At 72.2% G+C, this 17,038-nt stretch carries 13 protein-coding genes and 1 pseudogene; 10 read left to right on the top strand and 4 right to left on the bottom strand.

The window, feature by feature from the left end; all coding sequences use genetic code 11:
* Positions 1-87 precede the first annotated feature (87 nt).
* Positions 88-189, top strand: a pseudogene (locus ACFY23_RS00130) (ATP-binding cassette domain-containing protein); the annotation flags it as partial.
* An 81-nt stretch (positions 190-270) separates the two neighbouring features.
* Here ACFY23_RS00130 and ACFY23_RS00125 read toward each other — a convergent pair.
* The 4 genes from ACFY23_RS00125 to ACFY23_RS00110 form a co-directional block, all read right to left on the bottom strand.
* On the bottom strand, positions 271-600 hold the full coding sequence (locus ACFY23_RS00125) for a tyrosine-type recombinase/integrase (protein ID WP_350679693.1): 330 nt from the start codon (positions 598-600) through the stop codon (positions 271-273).
* 787 nt (positions 601-1,387) lie between these two features.
* Complete coding sequence (locus tag ACFY23_RS00120; protein WP_350679734.1) at positions 1,388-1,918, bottom strand: hypothetical protein; 531 nt, start codon at positions 1,916-1,918, stop codon at positions 1,388-1,390.
* A 187-nt stretch (positions 1,919-2,105) separates the two neighbouring features.
* Positions 2,106-4,007 (bottom strand): ABC transporter permease, encoded by a 1,902-nt coding sequence (locus ACFY23_RS00115; RefSeq protein WP_350679691.1) that lies wholly within the window; start codon positions 4,005-4,007, stop codon positions 2,106-2,108.
* Positions 4,008-4,009: 2 nt separating this feature from the next.
* Entirely contained in the window at positions 4,010-4,780 is a 771-nt protein-coding gene (locus ACFY23_RS00110) for an ABC transporter ATP-binding protein (protein ID WP_350679689.1), read from the bottom strand.
* Here ACFY23_RS00110 and ACFY23_RS00105 point away from each other — a divergent pair.
* The 9 genes from ACFY23_RS00105 (at position 4,773) to ACFY23_RS00065 (ending at position 16,990) form a co-directional block, all read left to right on the top strand.
* Positions 4,773-4,940: a hypothetical protein gene (locus ACFY23_RS00105; protein ID WP_350679687.1), complete on the top strand. Its 168-nt coding sequence runs from the start codon at positions 4,773-4,775 to the stop codon at positions 4,938-4,940. The genes ACFY23_RS00110 and ACFY23_RS00105 overlap by 8 nt on opposite strands.
* Positions 4,941-5,417: 477 nt before the next feature.
* Positions 5,418-9,647: an amino acid adenylation domain-containing protein gene (locus tag ACFY23_RS00100; RefSeq protein WP_350679685.1), complete on the top strand. Its 4,230-nt coding sequence runs from the start codon at positions 5,418-5,420 to the stop codon at positions 9,645-9,647.
* 184 nt (positions 9,648-9,831) lie between these two features.
* A complete protein-coding gene (locus ACFY23_RS00095; RefSeq protein ID WP_350679683.1) occupies positions 9,832-10,515 on the top strand; it encodes a methyltransferase domain-containing protein in 684 nt (227 codons plus the stop codon).
* A complete protein-coding gene (locus ACFY23_RS00090) occupies positions 10,512-11,960 on the top strand; it encodes an AMP-binding protein (protein WP_350679681.1) in 1,449 nt (482 codons plus the stop codon). Before ACFY23_RS00095 ends, ACFY23_RS00090 begins: the two co-directional genes overlap by 4 nt.
* Positions 11,960-12,760: an alpha/beta fold hydrolase gene (locus ACFY23_RS00085; RefSeq protein WP_350679679.1), complete on the top strand. Its 801-nt coding sequence runs from the start codon at positions 11,960-11,962 to the stop codon at positions 12,758-12,760. Before ACFY23_RS00090 ends, ACFY23_RS00085 begins: the two co-directional genes overlap by 1 nt.
* Positions 12,757-13,755, top strand: coding sequence for a hypothetical protein (locus tag ACFY23_RS00080; RefSeq protein ID WP_350679677.1), 999 nt, complete (start codon positions 12,757-12,759; stop codon positions 13,753-13,755). Before ACFY23_RS00085 ends, ACFY23_RS00080 begins: the two co-directional genes overlap by 4 nt.
* The gene (locus ACFY23_RS00075; protein ID WP_350679675.1) at positions 13,752-14,912 is read left to right on the top strand and encodes an AMP-binding protein; all 1,161 of its coding nucleotides are present in this window, start codon (positions 13,752-13,754) and stop codon (positions 14,910-14,912) included. Before ACFY23_RS00080 ends, ACFY23_RS00075 begins: the two co-directional genes overlap by 4 nt.
* The gene (locus ACFY23_RS00070; protein WP_350679673.1) at positions 14,913-16,373 is read left to right on the top strand and encodes an MFS transporter; all 1,461 of its coding nucleotides are present in this window, start codon (positions 14,913-14,915) and stop codon (positions 16,371-16,373) included.
* Complete coding sequence (locus tag ACFY23_RS00065) at positions 16,370-16,990, top strand: disulfide bond formation protein DsbA (protein WP_350679671.1); 621 nt, start codon at positions 16,370-16,372, stop codon at positions 16,988-16,990. The genes ACFY23_RS00070 and ACFY23_RS00065 overlap by 4 nt, the downstream gene beginning before the upstream one ends.
* Positions 16,991-17,038: the final 48 nt, after the last annotated feature.

Raw genomic sequence — 17,038 nt, 5'->3', positions numbered from 1 at the left:
AGCGTCAACGGCCTGCGGGTCAGCTACGGCAAGCGGACCGTCTTCGACGACCTGGACCTCGAGCTGGGTGTGGGCGTGCACGGGTTGCTCGGACCGAACGGCGCCGGCAAGACCACCCTGATGCGGGTGCTGGCCACGGTGCTGCGCCCGGACCGGGGTGAGGTCCGGCTGCTGGGCCACCGCATCGGCGATCCCTCGGGTTGCGGCAGGCGCGCCGCCGGTTGGGTTACCTGCCGCAGGCGTTCTGACCCCCACTGCTGACCCCTACGCCTACGCGTCGAAGAGGAAGCAGAGCCGGTCCACCGCGTCCTGCTGTACCCGCCGGGTGGCCTCCACGTAGATCGACTTCGTGACGGTCGGCGAGCTGTGTCCGAGCACGTCCTGAATCCGTTCCAGCGGCACGCCCTGGTCGTAAAGCAGTGTCGCGCACGAGTGGCGCAGATCATGGACGCGGATCTGGCGAACTTCCGCCCGCTCGCACAACTGCTCGAAATGCCGATTGATGTTGCGCGGCTTGAGGCGGCCCGCAAGCGGGCCGCGCCGGCCGCGCTCGGCCTGCTGGCCCCAGCTCGACCCCAGCGGAGCGCAACGCCGCGCCATCCGAGGAACATCGGCACCAGGCCGGCGGCGAGGTGATCGGCACACCCGCCGGCCATGCTCGCTTGTACGGATCAGAAGGTTAGGGGTTCGAGTCCCTTCGGACGCACAAGATCGCGAAGGGCCTGACCTGCGGAAACGCGGGTCAGGCCCCTCGCTTGTCTGTCCCTGTGGGCGTGTGGCTGCTCGGTGGCTGCTCGTCCGACGAGCATCCCCCGTCCCGCCCCGTCCGGCGGTGTCCGGGTGGGTCTGCCGGGGTCTCAAGGGCAGTGACGACGACGTTCACCAAAACCACGGATATCCGTCGATGCGGCGGCCGGCTGGTTTGGCGGTGGCGGTGACGTCGGCCACGTCTGGCCGTCGCGCGACCGGCACTCGCGGAGATCCCTCGTGGCCGCCGACGCGGGCGACCTAGAGCAGCTGGATTAGGCCTGGTTGGCGAATTGCCCCTTCTATGCCTTCGAGGCCGATGTATTGCCGGCGTGGACACACCGCCGCGGGAACCAACCTTCTGGATCCTCGCCACTCGCCCCTTGCCGGCAAGCCGATCAAACGGGCCGATGCCGAGCGGCTCGCGGGAGTGCTGAAAGGCCTCTTCCGACCCGGCTTGGCTGCGACTGCTCAGTCTGATCCAGTCGTCGCCAGGGCGGACTCGCGACGGCTTCCACCGCAGTCGGCAGCCGTGTCGACGTTGTCCTCGTTGCCACGGCAAGCTCCAGCGGCACAGTGGGGGCAGCCGACGGCGGTTCAGGGCCCAGGTGACTGTTGGAGCCGTCAGGCAGCGCTGTCTTCAGCCTCCACAGCCGCCAATCATATCGATGTCTGTAATGATCCAGCCGCCGTCCTGCTTCTTCCAGGTGACTCCGGTGAAGTTCGTCATGGCGTCGCCGTTCGCATTCCGTCCGCAGAGCCCCAGTTCGGCGAAGTTCTCGTTGGGATACTCGACCGGCCCGTACATCGTGACCCCCCGGGGCTCCGGCGGCGGACCCGTCTGCTTGCTGGCGAAGGAGTCGATGACCCCTTCGCAGGTGGTGCCGGACGCGTTTTTCCATCGGCGCATCTGGTTGACGAACGCCTCTGCGGCGTCGGGCGTCATGAACGGGCACACCCGTTGGGACTCACCGGCGAACAGGGCCTTCATTACCGTCGCGTAGGACTCTTCGGGGGACTTCGGAAGGCCGGCGTCGGCATCGCCACCGGCATCAGCCTGACCGCCCCCGCAGCCGGCCGTCAGCGTGATGCCGACAATCGCGAGCGCGACCCTTGCAATGCGAAGACGCACGAGAAGTTTCCCATTCCTTGTGTTCTTCAAGATGGCCATCAATCAATTGGGAGGTACGGCATCGCCGGGAGTAGCCCGGCGACGCCAGGTTAATAAGTAGGTCGGGCGACGCCAGGGCTGATGAGAGGTCCGGCTGCGGCCATGACCACATCCGGACAGGCCAGGCCAGCGCTCGCGGCGACCACGCGTCCCTAACCTCTGCTCAGCACATTTCTCATGATCGGGCTCACTCCCGCGCGGTCACCAGGCGGATGGCGGGGGTACGGGTGGCCGACAGCGTGGTCAGCACGCTGGCTACGCCGACCACCACCATGGCGCCGACGGCCACGCCGCCGAGGAGTTCCCATGGCGGGCTGACCACGCTGATCCCGATCATGTCTCGCACCGCGAAGGCGACGCCGGCCACGGTGCCGGCGGCCGCCAGCACACCGAGGAGCAGCCCGATCGCGACGACGGCCAGCGCTTCGCCGAGCGCCGCGCGCACCACCTGCCCGCGGGTCAGGCCGGTGACCCGGGCCGCCGCGAACTCACCGCGCCGGTCCGAGGCGGAGATCACCACGGCGTTGACCATCGCGATGACGGTGTAGAGCATCGCCATGCCGAGCAACGCCACCATGACGTCGACGCTGTGCTGTTGCTGTTCCTCGTCGTACCCGTCGATCCACTGCGGGGTGGTCGCGACCTGCCCGAAACCGGCGAGCCGTGCGGCGGCCGCGGCCGGATCGGCCGCCTGCACGGCGTACCGCCGAGGGCCCCCGGCGGGTCCGAGGTCGGGTGGAAGCAGAAGGTACGGGCCCGTGAGCGTGTCCGGCAGGACCGCGACGACGCGAAGCTGGTCGGGGCCGCCGTCGATGCGTACCGGCAGCGTGTCACCGACCCGCCAGCGCAGCTCAGGCGCGTAGCTGCTGCTGACCGCTACCGTCGCACCCCGCAGGTCGGCCAGGTCGCCGGCGGTCACCGCAAGGCGGTGGGTCCGGGCGTACGCGGCGGGGTCGACAGCGAGGCCATCGGTCGCCTCGTAGGCGAGCCCATCGTCGTCGTCGTACAGGCCGACGTCGAACGTCACCGGCACCTCCTCGGAGACCGCGCCGACCCCGGGGACCGCGGCCAACTGGGCACCGACCGGCCGATCGGTGGTGAGCACGAGGTCCGCGCGCAGGTCACGGGTGATCTCCTGCCGGCTGGCCTCGGCCAGCGTGCCCATCGTGCCGCCCATGCCCACGACGAACGCGACGAGCACCATGATCGGCGCCGCGGTCGACGCGCTGCGCCGTACCCCGAACCGGAGGTTGGCGTGCGCCAGCACACCAAGCCGTCCGCGGAACATCAGTTTGAACGGCCAGCCCACCACCGGCACGACCAGCGGTGCGAACGCGGCGAACGCGGTGACCAGGGTGAACGTAACGCAGATGGAGAGCGGCAGCGCCGCCTCCCCGCCCAGCGCGGGCACCAGGATCAACATTGCGACGCTGCCGGCGAGGAAGATCGTGCCGGCCACCCAGCGGGACGCGGTCATCACCCGGGCCGCCGCGCCGACCTCGCGGAGCGCCTCCAGCGGCCGGACCCGAGAGGCGCGCCGGGACGCGGCGAGTACCCCCAGCACGGCGATGCCCACGCCGGTACCCGCGGAGACGGCGAGGATCCACGACCGCCACTGTCCCACGAAGCCCGACGGGACGAGCCCGATGCCGGCCAGCATCGCGGCCTGTAGCCGCATGACCGGCAGGCCGACCAGCACGCCGAGCGCGGAGCCGACGGTGCCGAGCAGGAGCGCCTCGCCCAGCAGCAGCGTGCGTACCTGACCGCGGCCCGCGCCGGTCAACCGCAGCAGGGCCAGGTCACGCCGACGCTGCGCCACGGTGAACGCGAACGTCGAGCTGACGACGAAGACGGCGACGAAGACCGCCAGGCCGAGCGTCATGCTGAGCAACGAGACCGCGCCGACGTACCCGTCGCGCAACGCGCGCTCCTCTGCGGCGGACAGTCCCGGCGGCGTCGTCGCCGTGGCCGCCGACACCAGGGTCAGCAGCGACGACTGCACCAGCGCGACGCCGAGGCAGACGGTGATGATGGCGCCGACGAAGACCGGCCAGCGGTCGCGAAACGTGCTCCACGACATGCCCACCATGGCTACTCCTCCCACCGCGCGAGCCGGTCGGCGACCTGCCGGGTGGTCGGCCGGTTCAGGCGGTCGACCACCCGGCCGTCGCCGAGGAACACCACCTGGTCGGCGCTCGCCGCGGCGGCCGGGTCGTGGGTGACCATGACGATGGTCTGCCCGCTGGTGTCGACCATCGAGCGCAGCAGGTTCAGCACCGTGCGCGCGGACCGGGTGTCCAGCGCGCCGGTCGGCTCGTCGGCGAAGAGCACGGCCGGCCGGGTCACCATGGCCCGGGCGATCGCGACGCGCTGTTGCTGGCCGCCGGAGAGTTCGCCGGGGCGGTGCCGGGCCCGGTCGGCCAGGCCCACGGCCGCGAGCACGCCGCGGACCTCCTGCCGGGACGGCCTCCGGCCGGCCAGCCGCAGCGGCATCGCCACGTTCTGCTCGGCGGTGAGGGCACCGATCAGGTTGAAGCTCTGGAAGACGAAGCCCATGACGGTACGGCGCAGCCGGGTCAGCTCGGCATCCGAGGCGTCGGTGATGTCCTGGCCGGCGAGCCGCACTCGGCCGGCGCTGACGCGTTCCAGCCCGGCGGCGCAGTGCAGCAGGGTCGACTTTCCGGAGCCGGAGGGGCCCATCACGGCCGTCCACGAGCCGGCCGCGAAGGCGATATCCACATTGTCTAGTGCTCGAACGGCGGCGGCGCGGGTGCCGTACACCCGGCTGACCCCGTGCAACTCAACCGCCGGGACACCCGCCTCGGGCGCCTCCACCGGCTGGTGTGCAGTCTGCGTGTCCACGTACCCATTCCAGCCGGCCCTGCCCCGCCAGTCAGTAACGCCCGCTGGCCGGTTGGTGGTAGGGCTGGCCGGACCAGCCCGCCACGGCGGCAACCTGGTGGTGGTGCTGCTGCTGGCCGGCCTCGTCGCCTTCGGACGACTGGGGCCGTGGCCGATGTGACCGGCTCGTTCCGCACCAACGTGACCGCCGACCTACCGCCGTAAGCCGCCAAATACTGCTTATCCGTCGATGCAGCGCGATATCTACCCCTGTCGGCACTCATCGGGCACCTGGGCTTTCGGCCGCGCATTATGCGCCACCCGGGATTCCTTCGCCACCCCGTCCCGCCAGCGTGGCTGCCTGGTAGGTGACATTCCCATGCCATCGGCAGGCGTCAGTGACGGAGCGATTACCGTCGGATCGCGTGCCGGCCTGCGAATTCGCGCCCTCAATCGCGTCCGTCTTGACGCTCCGTGACGTCGCAAATGCGCTCTGTGATCCAGATCACTGATCATCCTGAGTGTTCGGGTCGACTTGGTCAACTACAGTCGGGAATCGCAAATCCGGTTTCTGATGAGCTGTTGTCCGCGTGGCGTTGGACGGAATCATTGGGGGGATTGCCGAATGCCTGTGTTCCCGCGGGGGGAAGCGGCTTTTTTGTCAAGTATTCGGAACGGGCAGTCAAATCCACCGTCGCTCGATGAGCAATCGAGAGCAGTCATCAAGGCGTGCATCGCCGAACTCGTCGCGCTGCTCGGCGAGGACGGGTCCACGGGCGGGTCCGGCGCGGTCGGCGCGCTCGCCGGCGCCCCGACCCACCTGCCGCTCACCGACCTCCAGCAGGCGTATCTCATCGGCGAGCAGGGGGTCGCCGGCCACGCCTCGCCGGCGCTCTACATCCAGGAGTACGCGTTCCCGGCCGCCACGCCGCCCGACCCGGCCCGTTTCGCCGATGCTCTCGCCCGGCTGCGACGGGTGCGTCCCGTGCTCCGTACGCGCGTGATGCCGGAGGCCACGCAGCATTTCGCCCCAATGGTGGACGACCGGCCGGAATTGCTCGTGGACGTGCGGGATCTGTCGGCCTGCGGCACGGACGAGGTGCCCGGAAAACTGGAGCAACTGCGCCGTGAAATAGTTGCGGACATACCGTCGCACGATGCGGGCCCGCCCTTCCTTTTCCGATTCGTCCGACTGCCCGACGGCGGTACCCATCTGCAGGTCGCGCTGCGACTGACGGTGTTCGACGGAGCCACCATCCAGCTGTTCTTCGCCGAACTGACCCGTTGTTACGTCGATCCCTCCTACCGGCCCGCGCCAGAGGAGGAGAGTTTCGCGGATTACCTCGTCGAGCAGGAACGCCGCAGGTCGCTGCCGGCCCGCCGGACGGCCGAGCGGTACTGGCAATCCCGCCTGGACAGCCTGCCGCCCGCCCCCGATCTGCCGCGCGCCCTGGACACGCAGGTCGCCGAGCCCGACCGGGACGTGCCGTTGCACCGCGTGGCGCACCAGCTCGACGGGGACGACTGGAAGCGGTTCCGGCACCACGCCGCCGAGCAGGGGGTGTCGGCCGGCCTGGCGCTCTTCGCCCTCTACGTCGAGTGTCTGCTGCGCTGGTCCGGCGGTCAGCCCGGCACGGTGTCGGTGCTCTCCTCGGACCGGGTGACCGGCGCTCCGGGCCGGGAGCGGATGTGGGGCAACGCCGCCAGCACGCTGCTGGTGACGTACGAGGACGGGCCCGGCTCCTTCGTCGACCGGTGCCAGGCGCTGCAGAAGCAGTTGTACGACGACCTCGACGCGGGCGAGTTCTCCGGGGTGGCGGTCGGCCGGGAGCTCAACCGGCGCGACGGCAGCGTCGGCAACCCCGTGCCGGTGGTGTTCAGCAGCGGCCTCGACCTGGTGCCCGGCATCTCCGACGGCTTCCGGCTAGCGCTGCCGGCCGCCACGCTGGCGTACAGCGCCATCGCCACCCCCGAGGTCCTCCTCGACCACCAGGTCTTCGAGTTCGACGGGGCGTTGGTGTGCAACTTCGACCACGACCGGTCGTCGTACCCGCCGGGCCTCGTCGACGACCTCGCCGAGTACCACCGGCACCGGCTGCGGCAGCTCGCCGCGAACGCCGACGCGTGGACCGGGACGGGCCCACCGCCGCTGCCCGACCGGCAGCTCGCCGACCGCCGGCGGGCGAACCGCACCGAGGCGCCCGGCCTGACGGGCGAGCTGCACGAGGCGACCGTGGAACAGATGCGCTGCCGGCCGGACGCCGTCGCGGTCGTCGACGCCGAGCGGAGCCTGACCTACGGCGAGCTCGACCGCCTGTCGGCGGCGCTGGCGGTCCGGCTGCGGGACGCGGGCGTGGGCGCGGATCCGGGGCGCACCGACCTGGTCGCCGTGCGGGTGCCCAAGTCGTGGCAGCAGCCGGTCGCCGTGCTCGGCGTCCTGCGGGCGGGCGGCGCGTACCTGCCGGTCGGCCCGACCTGGCCGGAGGCGCGGGTCTGCGAGGTGCTGCGGCAGAGCGGCGCGACCGCGGTCGTCGCCGTCGACGCCGCACCGCTCGACGGGCTGCCCGACCTGCCCGTCGTCGCGGTGCCGGCGGACGGCGGCACCGGCCACGGCGGCACCGGCCCCGACGGCCTGGGCGGCGACCTGGGGCGCACCGCCTACGTCATCTACACCTCCGGTTCCACCGGCGCCCCGAAGGGCGTGGTGATCTCCCACGGGGCGGCGACCAACACCCTGCGGGACCTGACGCGGCGGCTGGCCCTGACGTCGGCCGACCGGGTGCTCGCGGTGTCCTCGCTCGCGTTCGACCTGTCGGTCTTCGACATCTTCGCCGTCCTGGGCGCCGGCGGCACGGTGGTCGTGCCCGCCCACAGCGACGTGCCCGACCCGGAGCAGTGGGGGGAGCTGTGCCGACGGCACGGGATCACCCTCTGGAACTCGGTGCCCGCCCTGTTCTCCGTCACGCTGGAGTACCTGGCCGACCGGGCGCCGGAGATGCTCCGCGCGCTGCGGCTCGTCATGCTCAGCGGCGACTGGGTGCCGCTGCCGCTGCTCGACCGGATCGCGGCGGCGTGCCCCACGGCCCGGGTCATGGCCGCCGGCGGGGCGACCGAGGCGTCCATCTGGTCCAACTACTTCTGGACGGAGGACCTGACGCCGGGCTGGTCGAGCGTCCCGTACGGCTATCCGCTGGCCAACCAGACCATGCACGTGCTGGACCGGCAGCTCGCCGACGCGCCGGCCTGGGTGCCCGGCGACCTCTACATCGGCGGGGCCGGGGTGGCCGACGGCTACCGCAACGCGCCCGACCTGACCCGGGCGTCCTTCTCCACCGACCCGGTGACCGGCGAGCGGCGGTACCGCACCGGGGACCGGGCGCGGTACTGGCCCGGGGGCATCCTGGAGTTCCTGGGCCGCCAGGACGACCAGGTGAAGGTGGGCGGGCACCGCATCGAGCTCGGCGAGATCGAGATCCGGCTGTCCGACCATCCCGACGTGCGCAAGGCGGTCGCGGTGGTGGCCGCGGGGCGGGGCGAGTCGTACCTGGCCGCGTTCGTCATCCCGGCCCCGGGTTGCGCGGCTCCGGACCCGGCCGCGCTGCGGGCGCACCTCGCCGCCGAGCTGCCGTCGTACATGGTGCCCGCCGTCGTCACCGTGGTCGACGAGCTGCCGCTGACGGCCAACGGCAAGGTCGACCGCAAGGCACTGGTCGCGCGGCTCGCCGCCGGTCCCGTCGTACGCGGAACGGACCCGGCGGTCGTCGCGCCGCGCACGGCGGACGAGGCACGGCTGCTCAGCCTGTGGCAGGAACTGCTCGGCCCGGACGTACGGGGGGTCACGGACGACTTCTTCGCCCTCGGCGGCAACTCCCTGCTCGCGGTGCGGCTGTTCCACCGGATCAGGGCGAGCTTCGGCCGGACCCTGCCCCTGGCGTCGCTGATGCGCAGCCGCACGGTCGCCGACCAGGCGAGCCTGCTGTGGGCCGAGCCGCACCCGAACGGCGGCACGCCGCTGGTGCGCATCAAGGACGGCGACCACGCCCGCGCCCTGGTGCTGGTGCATCCGGTGGGCGGCGACGTGCTCTGCTACGAGCCGCTGGTCGAGGCGCTCGGCCGGCACGCGGTCACGGCCGGGGCCACCGTGTACGGGTTGCGGGCGGCCGGCCTGCAACCCGGCGAGGAGCCGCCGGCCGACATGACGGAGCTGGCCGGCCGGTACGGCGACGCCCTGTGCGACGCGCTGCGGGAGGGCGCGACCGTGCACCTCGTCGGTTGGTCGATGGGCGGCACCGTGTCGGCGCGCGTCGCCGGGCTGGTGGCGGAGCAGGGGCGGCGGGTCTGCTCGGTCACCGCGATCGACTCGTTCACGGGCCGGCCGGAGGCCGCGGCCGTGAGCCTCCGGCAGCGGCTCGCCGGCTTCTTCACCGACCTGGCGCAGGGCGAGGACGTCAGCGGCCACCTGTCCGCGGAGGTGCCCGCCGGCGAGCTGTCGGCGGCCCTGTGCGCCGTGCAGGACGAGCTGGTCCGGGCGGGCCTGCTCGCCGCGCCGCTCGACGCCGACGACCTGGGCCGGCTGTTCGCCGTCTACCGCCGCAACTCCGAGATCCTGGAAGGACACCATCCGGGCGCGCCGCACGAGCGGCTCCTGCTGCTGCGGGCGCGGGAGACGCGGCGCGACGCCTTCCCCGGCCTGGTGCCGCTCGACGAGATCCTGCCGGGCGCCGCCGACCCGCACCTGATCGACGGGACCCACTACTCGGTCATGCGCCCCGGCCGGGTCGCCGAGGTCGCCGCCCTCGTCGCGGCGCACATCGCCGCGGCGGAAGAGCCCGGGCCCGACGAACCTGACGCCGAGCCGTACTACCTGCGCGGAAAGCTCTGGTGCTGACCCGGCCGGTCACGGCCCTGGGCGTGGGCCGAGCTGTGCGGGACGACAGCGACGCCCGGGTGTGGGGCGGCGCGCCTTACCGGAACACCGACGAGGTGGGCGCGGCGCTCGGACGCAGGGCGGCCGGACACCACCTGGCCGACCTTGACCAACTGTTCAGCTCACGAAGCGAAGGGACCACGCGATGACCAGGACCGACACCAAACCCGAGATCTGGAACTCCGGCACGTTCGACGTGATGCGGCGCAAGCTCATCCCCTCCTTCGACCTCATCTACGCCAGCGCGGTGCACGCGGTCGTCGAGACCGTCCCGGAGACGGCCCGCATCCTCGACCTCGGCGCCGGCACCGGACTGCTGGGCGGCGCCATCCTGGAGCAGCTCCCGCAGGCCGAGCTGACCCTGGTCGACCACTCGGACGCGATGCTCGCCAAGGCGCGGGAGCGGTTCGCCGGCAACCCCCGCGTCACGGTGCTGGTGTGCGACATGAAGGACCCGCTGCCGGCCGGCCCCTTCGACGCGGTCGTGTCCGGCCTGGCGATCCACCACCTCACCCACGAGGACAAGCAGGACCTCTTCCAGCGTATCCGCGAGGTGCTCACCCCGCAGGGCGTGTTCGTCAACGTCGAGCAGTTGGCCGGTCCCAACCCGCAGGTCGAGGCGATGTACGACTTCCAGCACGAGGCGCACGTGCAGCGCGCGGAGTGCCCGCCCGACGAGTGGGCCGCGGGCCGCGAGCGGATGAAGCTCGACATCTGCGCCACGCTGGAGGACCAGCTGGAGTGGCTGCGCAAGGCCGGGTTCGGGCAGGTCGACTGCCTGGCCAAGGACTGGCGCTTCGGCACCTACGCGGCGTGGGTGGCGGCATGACCGCGGTGCTCTGCCAGGCGGTGGCCGACGTCGCGGCGCGCCGCCCGGACCACGTGGCCGTCATCGACGTCGACGGCAGCCAGCTCCGCTACCGGGAACTGGTCGCGCTCGTCGAGCGGCTCGCCGCCGGGCTGCACGCCAGGGGGGTCCGGGCCGGCGACACGGTCGCCTTCGCCCTGCCGAACAGCGTCCACTACGTCGCGCTGATCATGGCCGTCGCCCGGGTCGGCGCCCGGTACGTGCCGCTGATGCCCAACTTCACCGCCGCCGACACGGAACGAGCCGTCGGGCAGGCGCGGCCGGTGCTCCTGGTCGCCGGGCGGGAGCACCACGTCGCCCCCGGGACGGTGCCGGTCGTGTCGCTGGACGACCTCGACACCGACGCGCCGTCGGCGCCCGCGGAGCCGTACGCCGGCCTGTTCCGTCAGTTGTGGACCTCCGGCTCCACCGGCTTCCCGAAGATGATGGTGTGGCGGCAGGACAAGTTCGTCGCCGAGCGCCGGCGCTGGCTGGCCGACACCGGCATCACGGCCGACGACGTCTTCTACTGCCGGCACCCGTTGGACGTCGCGCACGCCACGGACCTGCACGTCTTCGCCGCCCTGCTCAGCGGCGCCCGGCTGGTGCTGGCGGACCCGGACGACTCGCCGCAGGCGTACCTCGACCGGTTGCAGCGCGAGCGGGCGACGGTGATGAGCGCGCTGCCCGCGCACTACGAGATGCTCGTACGGGCCGGCGCCGACGCACAGGTGGACCTGTCGACGTTGCGTCGTCCGCTCTGCGGCGGCGCCTACCTCAGCCCGGACGTGGTGCGCGCCGCGGCGGACACGCTGGGCATCCACATCCGGCAGATCTACGGCTCGACCGAGTTCGGTCTCGCCCTCGGCAACATGGCCGACGAGCTGCAGACGAGCGGCGCCATGCCGCCCGTACGCGGCGTCGGCGCCCGGCTCGCGCCGCTGGTGGACGGGCACGCGGACATCGGCGAGCTGGTGCTGCGTTCCGACTGCACCAGCGAGGGCTACCTCTTCGCCGACGCGGCGAACGCGCGCACGTTCCGGGGCGGGGAGTTCTGGACGGGCGACGTGGCGCAGGAGATCGGCGACGGCGCGTTCCGGATCATCGGTCGGGTCTCGGAGGTGCTGTCCACGCCGGGCGGGCCGGTGCTGGCCCCCGTGCTGGACGCCGAGTGCCGCGCGGCCAGTCCCGGTACGCAGGTGGTGAGCCTGCCGCTCGATCCGGGTGAGTTGACCGACCGGGTGCTCGTCGCGGTCCGGCCCGGCCACGGCGTCGACTCCGAGGATGCCGTCCGGCAGGTCACCGCCGTCCTTGAGGGGCACCGGCTGGCGGCGACGGTCCGCCTCGTGGACGAGATCCCGCACACGCCGGTAGGCAAGATCGACAAGCCCGCCCTGCGCCGCCGGTTCGCCCTGGTGAGCCGCTGATGCGCGCCGAGATCCACGGCGCCGGGCCGGACCTCGTCCTCGTCCCGGGCCTCGCCGCCAGCCGACACTTCTTCGACACCACCGTGGCGGACCTCGGCCGCGACCACCGGGTGGTGACCGTCGACCTGCCCGGGCACGGCGACTCGCCCGCCCCGACGCAGCCGCCCACCCTGGCCGACTGCGCCGCCGCGCTGCACGAGGTCGTCGAGGGCCTCGACTCCGACGACGTGACGCTGCTGGGCTGGTCACTGGGCGCGACCGTCGCCTGGACCTACCTGGAGATGTTCGGCACCCGGCGGGTCCGCCGGTTGATCAGCGTGGAGCAGACGCCGTGGCTGCTCGCCGACGACGGCTGGCCGTACGCGGCGTTCGGCTCCCTCGACCGGGCCGGGGCCACGGCGCTGCTCGGCGACGTGCGCGGCGACTGCGGGGCGTTCGCCGAGAACCTGGTCCGCGGTTCCTTCGCCGTCGACGGTCCCGCCCCGGACGCGGCGCTCGTCGCGGACCTCGTACGGCAGGCCCGTGGCGCCGACGCCGACGCGGTCGCCGGCCTGCTGTCCGACGTGCTCGCGCAGGACTGGCGGGACCGGGTGGCCGCCCTGCGGCTGCCCACCCTGCTCGTCCACGGCCGCCGCAGCGCGGTCTACCCGCCGGAGGTCGGCGACTGGCTGGCCAAGGCCATGCCGGACGCCCGCGTGGAGTTCCTCGACCACTCCGGTCACCTGTGTTTCCTCGAGGAGCCCGAGGCGTTCGCTGCCGCTGTCCGCGGTTTCCTGACCAGTGAGGAGAAGCAATCATGACGCCCGCCCCCACCCAGCTGGCCCGCAGGCTCTGCTGGATCTACCCCGACCGCGGCACGGTACGCCAGCGGGCGGCGGAGGCAGCCGCCATCTGGACGACCTACACGGAGATCGCCAAGGACTGCGGCCTCGCCATGTCCCTGCACAAGGCGGAGGCGCTGGCGGTCGAGGCCGTCGGCGACGAGCCCCGGGTGTTCCTCGACGGCGAGCGGATCACCCCGGAGGACACTATCCTGGTCACCTCGCTGTGGTCGCTGCCGCACCAGGTGCAGGAGGTCTGCAACCAGCTGTTCGCGTACTCGATCGTCGAGCAGGCCGGCTTCTACCTGCCCATCCAGCCGCGCATGTCGTACATCACGACGGACAAGATGGCCACGATGCTGTACCTGCGGGACTGCCCCGTCCCGCGGGTGCCCACCGTGCGCATCGGCACCGGCCGCGACTCGATCAGCCGGCACTACGAGCCGGTGCTGGAGAAGCTCGACTTCCCCATGCTGGTCAAGCCCGCGTACTGGGGCATGGGCCAGGGCGTCTGCCTCGCCAACAACGAGCACGAGCTGCGCGGGCTGATCGGCCTGGCCGGCGGCGCCGACACGGCCGTCGTCGTCCAGCCCTACCTCGGCACCGGCGTCAACGACTTCCGGGTGTACGTCATCAACGGCAAGGCGCACACCGTGCTGCGCCGGATCCCGCAGGGGGATTCGCTGACCGCGAACCTGGTCAACGGGGGACGGCTGGAGTACCCGCCGCTGCCGGAGGAGCTGGAGAGCTCGATCGACTACATCGCCGACAAGCTCCGGATGCCGTACTTCGCGGCCGACTTCCTCTGGGACGGCAACCAGTTCTGGCTGTCTGAGGTGGAACCGGACGGCGCGGTCGGGTACGCCACCACCGAGGAGATCGCCAAGATCCAGCGGCCGGTGATCGAGTCGCGGTTCCGCGCGTACATCGCGGCACACGCCGAGTGGATCGCCCGCGAGGGAGGCGTGGCATGACCGCGACGATCGGGAACCTGCCCTGGGAGGACGTGCTGGCCCAGGCGCGCGGCCTGGACGGGCGCGGCGGCGCGCCGGTGCCGCGGGACGCCGCCGCCCTGTCCGACCTGGCGGTGAGCGGCCCGGCGGAGATCGTGGCGGTGACCCGGGAGCTGGCCCGGGAGACGGGCAGCGCGCTGATGTCCAGCGGCGGCACCACCGGCAAACCGAAGCTCACCTACGTGCCGTACCACCAGGCGGTGGAGCGGGTGCTGCGGGAGTGGCGGCCGTTGCGGCCCGACAACGTGCTGCTGAACCTCTTCAACCCGGGCCGGCTGTGGGCGTCGCACTACTACATCCACGCCCTCGCGGAGCGGTCGCGGTGCACGGTGCTGCCGTCCGGGGCCTACGCGCCCGAGGACGTGGGCAACTGGGTCCCGATGTTCCGCGAGATCGGCCTCGACGCGCTCACCGGCACCCCGAGCGCGCTGGCCGACTTCGCCGAGGGCCTGATCGCGGCGAACGAGACGCTGCCGATCCGCACCATCATCTGGCTGGCCGAGCCGTGGACCGACGCCAAGCACCGGGTCGTGCAGAAGGCGTTCCCGGAGGCGGAGTACTGGGCCAACTACGGCTCGGTGGAGACGTACATCATCGCCACCAACACCCCCGCGTGCGACCTGCAGACCCTGCACGTGATGCCGGACCAGATGCTCGAGCTGGAGGAGGAGGGCGCGCTGCTGACCCGGCGTGGCACGGGCTGGACGATGCCGGCGGTGCGTTACCGTCTCGGTGACCGGCTGGCGTCCGCCGAGTGCCGATGCGGTCGTCCCGACGGCCTGCGGGTCCTGGGACGGGCGGACGACGCGGTGAGCCTGCGTAGTGCCCTGTTCAGCGTCGGTGAGGTGGTGTCGTCCGCGCGCACCCTGCCCGGCGTCGAGGAGGCCCAGCTCGTCCTGACCCGCGACACCGAATCGCCGAGGGCGGCCACCGCGCTGACGCTGGAGTATTCCGGGGGCGCCGACGCCGAGGACGTACTGGCTCACCTGATCGCCCAGTTCTACCACCTGGCGGCGGTGCACCGGCAGGTTCCAGGGGCGATCACCGCGCGCCGGGTCGACAAGGTGAGTCGCGTCGAGCGCACCAACAAGGTGCCGCCCGCAATCTGGAGGCAGTGAGTGACGTCCGAAGCCCTGCAGCAGGAGGCCGCCGCCCGTGGGGGATGGCGGGAGAATCCGTGGATCAGTCTCGTGGTGCTGGCCCTCGGGTTCTTCCTGACGATGCTCGACGTGTCCATCGTCAACATCGCCATCCCCGACATCCGCGCGGACTTCGGCGCCTCGCTGCCGACGGTGTTGTGGTCGGTCAACGCGTACGTGCTGGTGGTGGCCGTACTGCTGATCACCGCCGGCCGGCTCGGTGACCTCTTCGGTCCGCGCCGGCTGTTCGTCGTGGGCATCGCCGTCTTCACGGTGTTCAGCCTGCTGTGCGGGCTGGCCCAGGATCCGGGCCAGCTCATCGCGGCCCGGGCCATGCAGGGCCTCGGCGCGGCGCTCCTGCTGCCGCAGACGATGGCCATGATCGTGAGCCTGTTCCCGCCCACCCGGCGGGGCCTGGCCATGGGCGTCTGGGGTGCGGTCGGCGGCGTGGCGGCCGTCGCGGGCCCGTCCGTCGGCGGCCTGCTGGTCACCACGCTCGACTGGCGGTGGATCTTCCTGGTCAACGTGCCGATCGGTGTCGCGGCGGTGGTCCTGGCCCTCGTCGCGGTGCCGGACCTGCGCTTCGACCGCCGGCACCGGCTCGACATCGGCGGCATCGTGCTGGCCTCCGCCGCCCTGTTCTGCCTGGCCTTCCCGCTCATGGAGGGCGAACGGTTCGACTGGGCGCCGTGGACGCTGGTCATGATCGCGGCGGCGGTCGCCCTCGGGCTGGCGTTCGTGTGGCACGAGCGCGGTCGCCAGGACCGGGAACCCCTCGTGCCGTTCGTGCTCCTCCGCATCCGCTCGTACTCGACGATGGTCGTCGTGGCCGCGGCGGTCTCCTTCGGGATCATCGGCTTCATGCTGCTGATGACCCTGTTCTTCCAGTCGGTGCTGGGCTTCTCCGCCCTGGCCGCGGGTCTGGCGCTGGCGCCCCCGGCGCTGATCTCCACCCTGCTCGCGCCGTTCGCCGGCAAGATCACCGACCGGCTCGACGGCCGGGTGGTCCTGCTCGGCGGGATGCTGCTCACCGTCGCCGGCATGGGCTGGGCCGCCGCGGTGATGCGGCTCGACGCGGCCTGGCTGACGTTCCTCGGTCCGATGCTGGTGATCGGGCTGGGCAACGGCCTGCTGATCGCGCCGATGGCCGCGGTGGCGATGCGCGAGGTGCAGCCGGCCCTGGCCGGCGCCGCGTCGGGTCTGCTGAACACCGTCCGCCAGCTCGGGCCGGTCGCGGCGGTCACGCTGGTGGGCCTGCTGCTGGCGCAGCGGTTGTCGGCGTGGGCGGACGGCGCCGCGCCGGTGGACCGGTACGCGGAGGCGCTGCGGCTGGGGATGGTGCTGCCGGTGGCGGCGATCCTGGTCGGCGTCCTCGCCTGCCTGCCCGGCGCGCTGCGCACGATCCGTGGGACCGGCACCGCGGGAGGAGGATCGGCATGAAGGTGGGCTTCTGGTTCGACCCGCTCTGCCCCTGGGCGTGGATCTCGTCCCAGTGGCTGGTGCAGGTGCAGCAGGTCCGCGGGATCGAGCCGTGCTGGCGCCTGATGAGCCAGGCGATCCTCTACGAGGACCAGGACCTGACGCCGGAGCAGCAGGACACGGTCCGGCAGATGATCAAGCCGCTCCGGGTGCTGGCCGCCGCCGAGCAGCGCTACGACGGCGAGGCCGTGCCGCTGCTGTACGCGGCGCTGGGCGTGCGGTTCCACGACCGGGGGCTGCGCCATCGCCTGGACGTGCTGCCGGAGACGGTGGGCGACGCGCTGCGGGCCGCCGGCCTCGACCCCGCGCTGGCGGCGGCGATGGAGAGCACCGAGTTCGACGGGCGGATCCGCCGGTCGCACGAGGAGGCGGTCAGCCGGGTGGGACCCGACACGGGGACCCCGGTCATCGAGGTGGACGGGCCGGCCGGCCGGGTCGCGTTCTTCGGCCCGGTGGTGTCGCCCGCCCCGCGCGGCGAGGCCGCCGGCCGCCTCTGGGACGGGCTGGTCCTGATCGCCGGCACGCCCGGCTTCTCCGAGCTGAAGCGCTCCCGCACCCAGGGGCCGATTTTCGACTGACCGCTTTTCGCTGATCCGAAGACCGTTTCGCTAGAACGGGGGAGGCTC

This window comes from Micromonospora sp. NPDC000121, assembly GCF_042899165.1.
Classification (GTDB): Bacteria; Actinomycetota; Actinomycetes; order Mycobacteriales; family Micromonosporaceae; genus Micromonospora.
This window is presented reverse-complemented; position numbering and strand designations above follow the sequence as displayed.

Coding starts and splice junctions, on each gene's coding strand:
- ACFY23_RS00065 (WP_350679671.1), top strand. CDS start 16,370: ATGAAGGTGGGCTTCTGGTTCGACCCGCTCTGCCCCTGGGCGTGGATC.
- ACFY23_RS00080 (WP_350679677.1), top strand. CDS start 12,757: ATGACGCCCGCCCCCACCCAGCTGGCCCGCAGGCTCTGCTGGATCTAC.
- ACFY23_RS00075 (WP_350679675.1), top strand. CDS start 13,752: ATGACCGCGACGATCGGGAACCTGCCCTGGGAGGACGTGCTGGCCCAG.
- ACFY23_RS00090 (WP_350679681.1), top strand. CDS start 10,512: ATGACCGCGGTGCTCTGCCAGGCGGTGGCCGACGTCGCGGCGCGCCGC.
- ACFY23_RS00125 (WP_350679693.1), bottom strand. CDS start 600: ATGGCGCGGCGTTGCGCTCCGCTGGGGTCGAGCTGGGGCCAGCAGGCC.
- ACFY23_RS00115 (WP_350679691.1), bottom strand. CDS start 4,007: ATGGTGGGCATGTCGTGGAGCACGTTTCGCGACCGCTGGCCGGTCTTC.
- ACFY23_RS00120 (WP_350679734.1), bottom strand. CDS start 1,918: ATGGCCATCTTGAAGAACACAAGGAATGGGAAACTTCTCGTGCGTCTT.
- ACFY23_RS00095 (WP_350679683.1), top strand. CDS start 9,832: ATGACCAGGACCGACACCAAACCCGAGATCTGGAACTCCGGCACGTTC.
- ACFY23_RS00085 (WP_350679679.1), top strand. CDS start 11,960: ATGCGCGCCGAGATCCACGGCGCCGGGCCGGACCTCGTCCTCGTCCCG.